Origin of the sequence: Arenimonas maotaiensis (genome assembly GCF_014638745.1) — a bacterium.
GTDB lineage: Bacteria > Pseudomonadota > Gammaproteobacteria > Xanthomonadales > Xanthomonadaceae > Arenimonas > Arenimonas maotaiensis.
This window is the reverse complement of record NZ_BMFO01000003.1, coordinates 198,047-205,826: the sequence shown is the minus strand read 5'-3', so window position 1 is coordinate 205,826 and position 7,780 is coordinate 198,047. Positions and strand designations below refer to the sequence as shown.

The following is a 7,780-nucleotide window of genomic DNA, read 5'->3' as shown; positions in this document are numbered from 1 at the left end:
CGCGGATCTCGCCGGTACGCAGGCCGACCATCATCGGATTGCGCACGCCGGGCAGGAAGCTGATGTCGAACAGTTCGCTGATGTCGCCGTCGAAGCGCACCCACTGCAGCACGTCGCCGGTGGTCAGCGACACGATCTGCACGCCGCACCAGGGCTCGGCGTCGCGCTTCTTCAGCTCCTCGTCCAGCGCCAGGCCGGCGAAGCGGCCGTTGCGCGGCTTGGACAGGCCGACCGCGGCCACGTTGCCGATCATCGACAGACCGCGCAGGAAGCCCGGGCAGAAGGTGAACGGCACGAAGCGCTTGCTCTCGAAGTCGACCCAGCCCAGGTAGCCGGTGCCGGCGTTCAGCACCCACAGCTTGCCGTTGTGCCAACGCGGCGAGTGCGGCATCGACAGCCCTTCGCACACGATCTCGTCGGTCTCCACGTCGATCACCACGCCGCCGTCGGCGCGGCGGTCGCGCCAGCCGTCGACCGAGTCGCTCTTGCACACCGCGGTCACGTACTTGGGCTCGCCGTCCTTCATCGCCAGCCCGTTCAGGTGGCAGCGGTCTTCCGGCGCCAGCTTGCTGATGAAGTTAGGCTTCCAGACCGCCTTGAAGCTGTGCACCGGATCGAGTTCGGCCAGGCAGGAATACTTGGTGTTGACGAACACGACCTTGCCGTTGTTGCGGATGCCGAGCTCGTGGATGTCCAGATCGCCGATGGTCTGGGCGTTGCGCGGCACGTAGCACTTGTCGAACACCTTGTGGATGACCTGGTTGCGGCGCAGCGCGTTCTCGAAGCGCCAGAGCTGGTACAGGCCGCCCAGGTAGATGCGCTGGGCGTTGCCGACGATGCCCATGGCGCGTTCGAAGATGCGTTCGAAGAACGACACCCGGCCGTTCGGGTCGCTGCCGATCAGGTACACCCGGCCGGTCTGGTAGGAGGTCACCGCCAGCGAGATGCGGTGCTGCGCCAGCCAGGCGCCGAAGCCGCGCGAGCAGCTCTTCTGCACCTTCAGCTGGGTGATGTCCTTCGGCTTGGCCGCCGGCTGGCCGTCGGCGGCGGCCTCGGCCACGGTCTGCACCTGCGGCTGCGAGCCGACCGCGTCGGCGGTCTCGTTGGCCGGGGCCTCGGCGGTTGGGGTCTCGGCGGCCGGTGCGGCGGATTGCTCGGCCGGCTTGCCGGTGGTCTTGGATTTGGGTTTCTTGCTGTCGCTCAACGTCTTGCTCCGGGGATTTCAAGGGGATGCGGGCACCGCCCGCGTGCGGTTGGTTCGATTCTAGCAGTGCCCGAAAAAAAAGGCCGGCTTGCGCCGGCCTTTTTCCGTGGGGCCGTATTACCAGGTGAAGCGGACGCTGACTTGGCCGCCGAACAGGCTGTCGTAGGCGCCGCCGTCCTTCCAGTTGACGCCGCCGCTGAACACCATGTTGCCGTAGTGCGCGGTGGCGCCGGCTTCGACCAAGGTGCTGTTGCCGCTGGTGTCCACGTTGCCGGTCAGGATGCCGCCGATCAGGTAGTTGTTGCTGGCGTCGGTTTCGTTGATGAAGCTCAGCGACGCGTACGGGGTCCAATCGCCGGAGCCGGCCTGGAACGTCTTACGCAGCGCCACACCGGCACGCATCTGGCTGGAATCGCCGTCGGTCAGCTCGAAGTCGCCTTGGGTGTAATCCAGCGTATCCAGGCTGATATCCATCTTGCTGTACTGGAACTGCGGCTCGACGATCAGGCCGGAAGCCGTCTTGAAGCCGTAACCGACCTCCAGGCTGTAACCGTCAGCGTTGCCTTCGAAGCGGAAGTCATCGCCGCCACCGTTGCCGTTGCCGTCGAAATCCATGCTGCGGTAGCTGAAGTCGGCGTAGAAACCGTTGCCCGGGGTATAGGTCACATAGCCGCCGAAGGTATCGGCGTTGACCTTGGCGCGACCACCGATATCCGGACGCAGGGTGGATTCGGAGGTGCCGCCCAGCAGACCGGCGGTCCACTGGTCGTTGAAGGCGTAGCCGGCGCCGAACTCGAGGCCGGTGTTCTTCAGGTCGAAGCCTTGACCGCCGCCCATGCCGAAGTTGCGGCTGGCATCCGGGGACACGTTGCCGTCTTCGGTGAAGGCGCGCAGCCAGACGCCGGAGGCGCCCTGGTAATCGGCGACCTGCATGGCGCTGTTGCTGAAGTCCTTGAAGCCGGACATCATGCCGTTGTTGCCGGTGCCTTGCTTGCCGTCACGGCTGCTGCCCTGGCGCTGGAATACGGTGCCCACGCCCAGGTGCCACAGGTTCTGCACCGCCGGGGCGATGGAGGACACCGCCACGCCCGACTGGCTCAGGCCGCTGATCTCGAAGCCCAGCGCGAACAGGTCGTTGCTGCCGCTGTAGTTGATGTGCTTGTTGAGCGTCACGTCGACCGTGAACAGCGAGTCCTCGGCGACGGTGACGTCGCCCAGGTTGAAGTTGGCCGCCGTACTGGTGCCGGACACGTGCACCACGTCGATCTCCTCGCCGTCGATCATGTCCTGCAGGCTCGGATACTCGTTCATGAACACGTCGATGACGTTGGCGGTGTTGGTCAGCACGTCGCCGTCGATGTACAGGCGGTCGGCCAGCATCGAGGTGCCGTCGGCGTCGACCACGATATGGCCGCTGCCGGCGAAGTCGCCGAAGATGATCAGCTGGTCGTCGGCGGCGCCGTCTTCGAAGTGCAGCGAGGCGCCGTTGTTGGTGAACACCGAGTCCGACGTGCCCATGTCGATGACGTTGTACTTGCCGTCGATGAAGATCTTGCCGTTGTTCAGGAAGCTGTTCGAGCCGTACTGCGAGGCCGAACCCATATCGATCCAGGAATCTTCCATGAAGATCCGGGCGCCGGTGTTGTTGACGACGCTGTCGTCGCCGCCGGCGAAATCGGAGTACTTGTTGTCGCCTTCGGTGGCGTACCAGTCGCCGCTGTTGGTGAAGGTGTCATCGCCGTAGGCCGTCTGGATCACGCCGAAGATGTTGCCGCTGGCGGCGTTGGTGATGGCCACGTCGCCGCCGCGGTGATAGACGGCCCACGCGTTGCCGTCGGCACTGGTGGCGCGGATGTTGCCCGAGTTGCCGATCGAAGTGTCGTCACCGAAGCTCTCGGAATAGATGCCGAACGCGTCGCCGCCGTAGCCGTTGGCGTTGGCCCGAACGCTGCCGGTATTGCTGATCGAGATGCTGCTGTCGCTGTAGGAGACGGCGGAGATGCCGAAGGCGTCGCCGTAATCGCCGTTGGCGTTCACCGTGATGGTGCTGCCGCTGGTGATGACGACATCGCCGTAATCCTCGTGCTGGGCATAGACACCGAACGCGTCGCCGTTGTAGCCGTTGGCGGTCACGGTGATGGAGCCGGTGCTGGTGATGCCGATACTGCCGGCCCAATCGGATTCGACGTACATGCCGTAGGCGTCGCCCCAATCGCCGTTGCTGGTGACCGTGATGCTGCCGCTGTTGAGCACATTGGCGTCGCCGTACCAGCCGCTGTCGGCTTGGGCGCTGATGCCGGTGGCTTCGCCGTTGCTGGCAGTGACCACGATCCGGCCGGCGGCCGAATTGGTCACGCTGACGTCGCCGTAGCCGTTGTTGTAGGCGTAGATGCCGACCGCGCTGGTGCCGCGGGCGGTGATCAGGCCGCCGCTGGTGACGCTGACGTCGCCGAAGCTGTTCCAGTTGCCGGCCTCGGCGTAGATGCCGGTGGCCGAGCCGTTGCTGCTGATGGCGGTGACGTTGCCGGTGCTGCCGTTGACGGTGATGTCGCCGTAGTCGCTGTAGGCCGAAATGCCGGTCACGCTGCCGTAGTTGCTGGTGGCCTGCACGTCGCCGTTGTTGGTGACCAGGATGTTTCCGCCATTGCTGAACAGATCCATGCCGACGGCTTCGCCGGAGAAGGTTCCGGCGACCACGTCGCCGGTGGCGGCGTTGGTGACGGTGATGTTCGCGTTATTCCAGGCGTCGGCATAGATGCCGGTGGCCGTTCCGGTTTCGCTGTAGGCGCCGACGTAGCCGGCGTTGCTCACCAACGCGCCGTAACCGCTCCAGACGCTGATGCCGTACGCCTGGCCGACGTCGCTGCCGGCCTCGGCGTTGCCGGCCAGGCTGTTGGTGACGCTGACCGAATTGCTGTTGGACTGCGCGGCGATGCCGACGGTCCAACCGTGCGAATAAGCATAGGCGTCGCCGGAGTTGACCACCGTCGAGGTGCCGACGTCGGCCCAGGCCGCGATGCCGGTGGCGTCGTCGGAGCCGATGGAGATGACGGCACCGGAAGCGGTATTGGTCACGCTGACGTCGCCGCTGCCGTTCCAGGTACTGGCGTAGATGCCGCTGGCGTAATCCACGCCGGCTTCCGCCAGCACGTAGCCGCTGTTGGTGACGGTGACGTCTCCGGCGCCGAAGCTGCGCGCGTCGATGCCGTAGGCGTCGTCGCCGCCGAACGCGTACACGTCGCCGCTGTTGTTGACGTCGATGTCGCCGTCGCCGGACGACGCTTCGATGCCCCATGCGTATTCGGCCATGGCCACGACCACGCCGCCGTTGTTGTTGACGTCGATCGCGCCGGCGCCGGATTCGGCGTCGATGCCCCACGCGGTGCCGTAATCGGCGTTCGAGTCGGCGACGATGACGCCGGTGTTGGTGACGGTGTTAGCGCCGCCGTTGGTGGTGGTCCAGACGCCGTTGCTGTCGCCGTCGCGGGAAACCACGTCGACCAGGCCGCTGTTGCCGACGGTGACGTCGCCGTAACCGGCGTGCGCCTCGATGCCGGCGTTCCAGCCGTAGCTGTCGACCACGATGACGCCGCCGACGAAGCTGCCGTAGGAATCGAACGAACCGGTGTTGGTGACCATCACGTCGCCGTAGCCGCCGGCGTTGGCGTACACGCCGACCGCGCCGTCATTGTCGGCGTACACGTCGATCACGCCGGTGTTGCCGACGGTGATGTCGCCGTAACCCGCGGCCTTCACGCCGAAGGCGTAATCGCCGTCGGCGTAGACGTCGATGCGGCCGGCGTTGGTGACGTCGATGGTGCCGTTGCCGGCGTTGGCGACGATGCCGTAGGCGTACCAGTTGCCGTAGACGTCAATGATGCCGTTGTTGGCGATGGCGATGTCGCCGGTACCGGCGTTGGCCTGGATGCCGGTGCCGTTTTCCTCGTCGGCATAGATGTATACGAAGCCGCCGGCGGCGTTGGTGATGCTGATGTCGCCGCCGCTGCTCTGGGAGTGGATGCCCCAAGCGTTGTCGTCGCCGTACAGGCCCTCGCCGTAGATGCCGGCGATATCGCCGTAGTTGGTGACGGTGGTGGTGCCGGTGCCGTACATGACGGTCTTGATGCCGAAAGCGTCGCCGTCATTGCCGTCGGTCATGCCGGCGATCAAGCCGGTGCCGCCACTCACGACGCTGATGTCGCCGTAGCTGCCTCCCATGACTTCGGCATAGATGCCGATGGCGTTGCCCGAATTGCCGTCCGCCTCGACGACGATCGCGCCGTTGTTGTTCACCGAAACCAAGCCGTCTCCGCTGCCGATGGCCCAGACGCCCACGGCGTCGCCGTAGCTGCCGCCGGCGTAGACGTCGATTGTGCCGTTGTTGGTGATCAGGTTGTCGCCGTTGCCGTCGTTGTAGGCCCAGACGCCGGTGGCATTTCCGTTCGGCGAGGAGGCGCCGATGAAGGCGCCTTCGCCGTTGTAGACCGACAGGTCGGTGTCCGCGTTATCGGACTCCAGGTAGGCCCAGACGCCGGTGGCCGAACCGGAGTTGTAGGTCTGCGCGGTGATGAGGCCAGTGCCCATCACGACATTGCCGTAGGAATCGAACTGCGCGGCATTGCTGATGCTGATGGCGCCGTATCGGGTGAAAGCGCTCACGCCGGTGGAACCGTAATCGCCCTCGGCCCGGACTTCGCCGGTGTTGCCGATGGTGACGCTGCCGAAGGCGTCGGTATCGGCGTCGATGCCGGTCGCAAAGCCGTTGTTGGCATCGGCCCAGACCGCGCCGTTGTTGATGACGCTGATGTCGCCGTAGTCCGAATTGGCGTCGATGCCGAAGGCGTTGCCGTTGAGCGCGGACGCATAGACCAGGCCGTCGTTGGTGACGTCGATGTCGCCGGGCGCGGCATACACGGCCAGGGGCATGAACATGCCGCCGCCGGAGGCGTTGGCGCCGATGCCGATGGCGTCGCCGTAGTTGCCGTTGCCGGCGAACACGATGCCGTTGTTGCCGATGCCGATGGCGCCGTTGCCGGTTTCGGCGTAGATGCCGGCCACGCGGCCGCCGAACAGGCTGCCGTAATCGCTGTCGGACACGGCGCCGACGATCGAGTACTTGCTGCTGCTGTCGCCGTTCTGGATGCTGATGTCGCCGCTGTAGGACGCAGCCCAGATGCCGGCGGCGCTGCCGCTCTGGGTATCGGCGATGATGCCGGCCGGCGAGCCGTAGGAGCCGACGTTGCTGATGGTGATGTCGCCGCCGGAAACGGCGAAGACGCCGGTGGAATCGCCGTAGCTGACGTTGCCCGACGGGTTACTGTACTTGTCGCCGGCGGAAATCACGCCGCGGTTGTTGAGCACGATCGAACCGTAGCCAGTCGGACCGGCGTTCATGCCGTCGATGTAGACGCCGATGTTGCCGTTGTTGCCGCCGTACGCGGCGATCACGTCGAAGTTGTCGATGCCTACATCGATGCCGTTGCCGTTGATGTTGACGCCCGTCGCGCGGCCGAAGCCCTCGACCAGGATGTTGCCGTAGTTGTCGACGTCGACCGCGCTGCGGAAATCGCCATAGAGCGAGATGCCTTCGGCATATTGGCCGGTGGCTTCGATGTTGCCGCTGTTGTTGACGGCGATGGCGCTGAAGTTGCCGCCGCTGGCGCGGATGCCGGTGGCGGCCCAGCCGTTGACGTCGACTTCGCCGGTGGCGCCGACCGAAATGGTCACGTCATCCGAGGCCTCGGCTTGGATGCCGACGGCCCACCAATCGGCCTCGGCGGCCACGCGGCCGTCGTTGACGACGGTGATATCGCCGTCCCAGTTGTCGGCACGCAGGCCGGTCGCATTCGAATCCCAGTTGCTCCGGGCGAGGATGTCGCCGCTGGCGTTGTTGGTGATGCTGACGTCGCCGTAATCGCGGTTGCGCACGCTCAGGCCGAAGGCATCGTCGGATTCATCATAGGAAGTACCGGCGATCAGGCCGTTGTTGACCGCGGTGACGCCGTATTTGGCATCCAACACCGCGCCGGTGGAGGCGCCGTAGTTGGAGATCAAGGTGTCACCCTTGTTGGAGATGATCCAGCCGTTGTTGGTGAAGTCGACGGAACCGTCCGAGGACTCGGCGTACAGCGCCGCCATCGAGCCGGTGTTGTACCAGCCGGATTCCGAAATCAGGTTGCCGTCATTGATCAGGGTGAGATTGTCGATATTCCAGGCATCCACCGCCATTTCGGCGTAGACGGTGACATTCGCGTCCAGTTCGACGATGGCCGGATCGAACGGATCGACCACCGCAAGTTCGTTCCAGGAGTCCAGTGTTTGTTGGTCGAAATCGCCGGCGCAGACGACTTGGTTGACCACCCGGACGCAGGTGCCGGCCTGGGCCGCGGGCGCGGCGGCGGCAGTGGCCAAACCGAGGAACAGCGCGCTACGCAGCGCCTTTACGGTCGGGTTGATCTTATAGGTGCGCTTCAGGCCGTAACGGGCTTTGGACTTGCGTGTCATGAGTACATCTCCTGAGTGAATTCGAAAACGTCAGGGAGATTCGTCCACCGGATGATGCCGTTGCGGCCAGGC

The 7,780-nt window shown here is 65.1% G+C and carries 2 protein-coding genes; both read right to left on the bottom strand.

Features of this window, described 5'->3' with window-relative positions:
* Positions 1-1,204: TIGR03032 family protein (locus IEV56_RS08270; protein WP_229730223.1), on the bottom strand; the 1,204-nt coding region annotated here is incomplete at its 3' end.
* A 117-nt stretch (positions 1,205-1,321) separates the two neighbouring features.
* Positions 1,322-7,708 (bottom strand): hypothetical protein, encoded by a 6,387-nt coding sequence (locus IEV56_RS08265; RefSeq protein WP_188449760.1) that lies wholly within the window; start codon positions 7,706-7,708, stop codon positions 1,322-1,324.
* Between the last annotated feature and the right edge of the window lie 72 nt (positions 7,709-7,780).

Bases quoted from the DNA above. Each gene is read 5' to 3' on its own strand.
- IEV56_RS08265 (WP_188449760.1), bottom strand. From the start codon at position 7,708: ATGACACGCAAGTCCAAAGCCCGTTACGGCCTGAAGCGCACCTATAAG.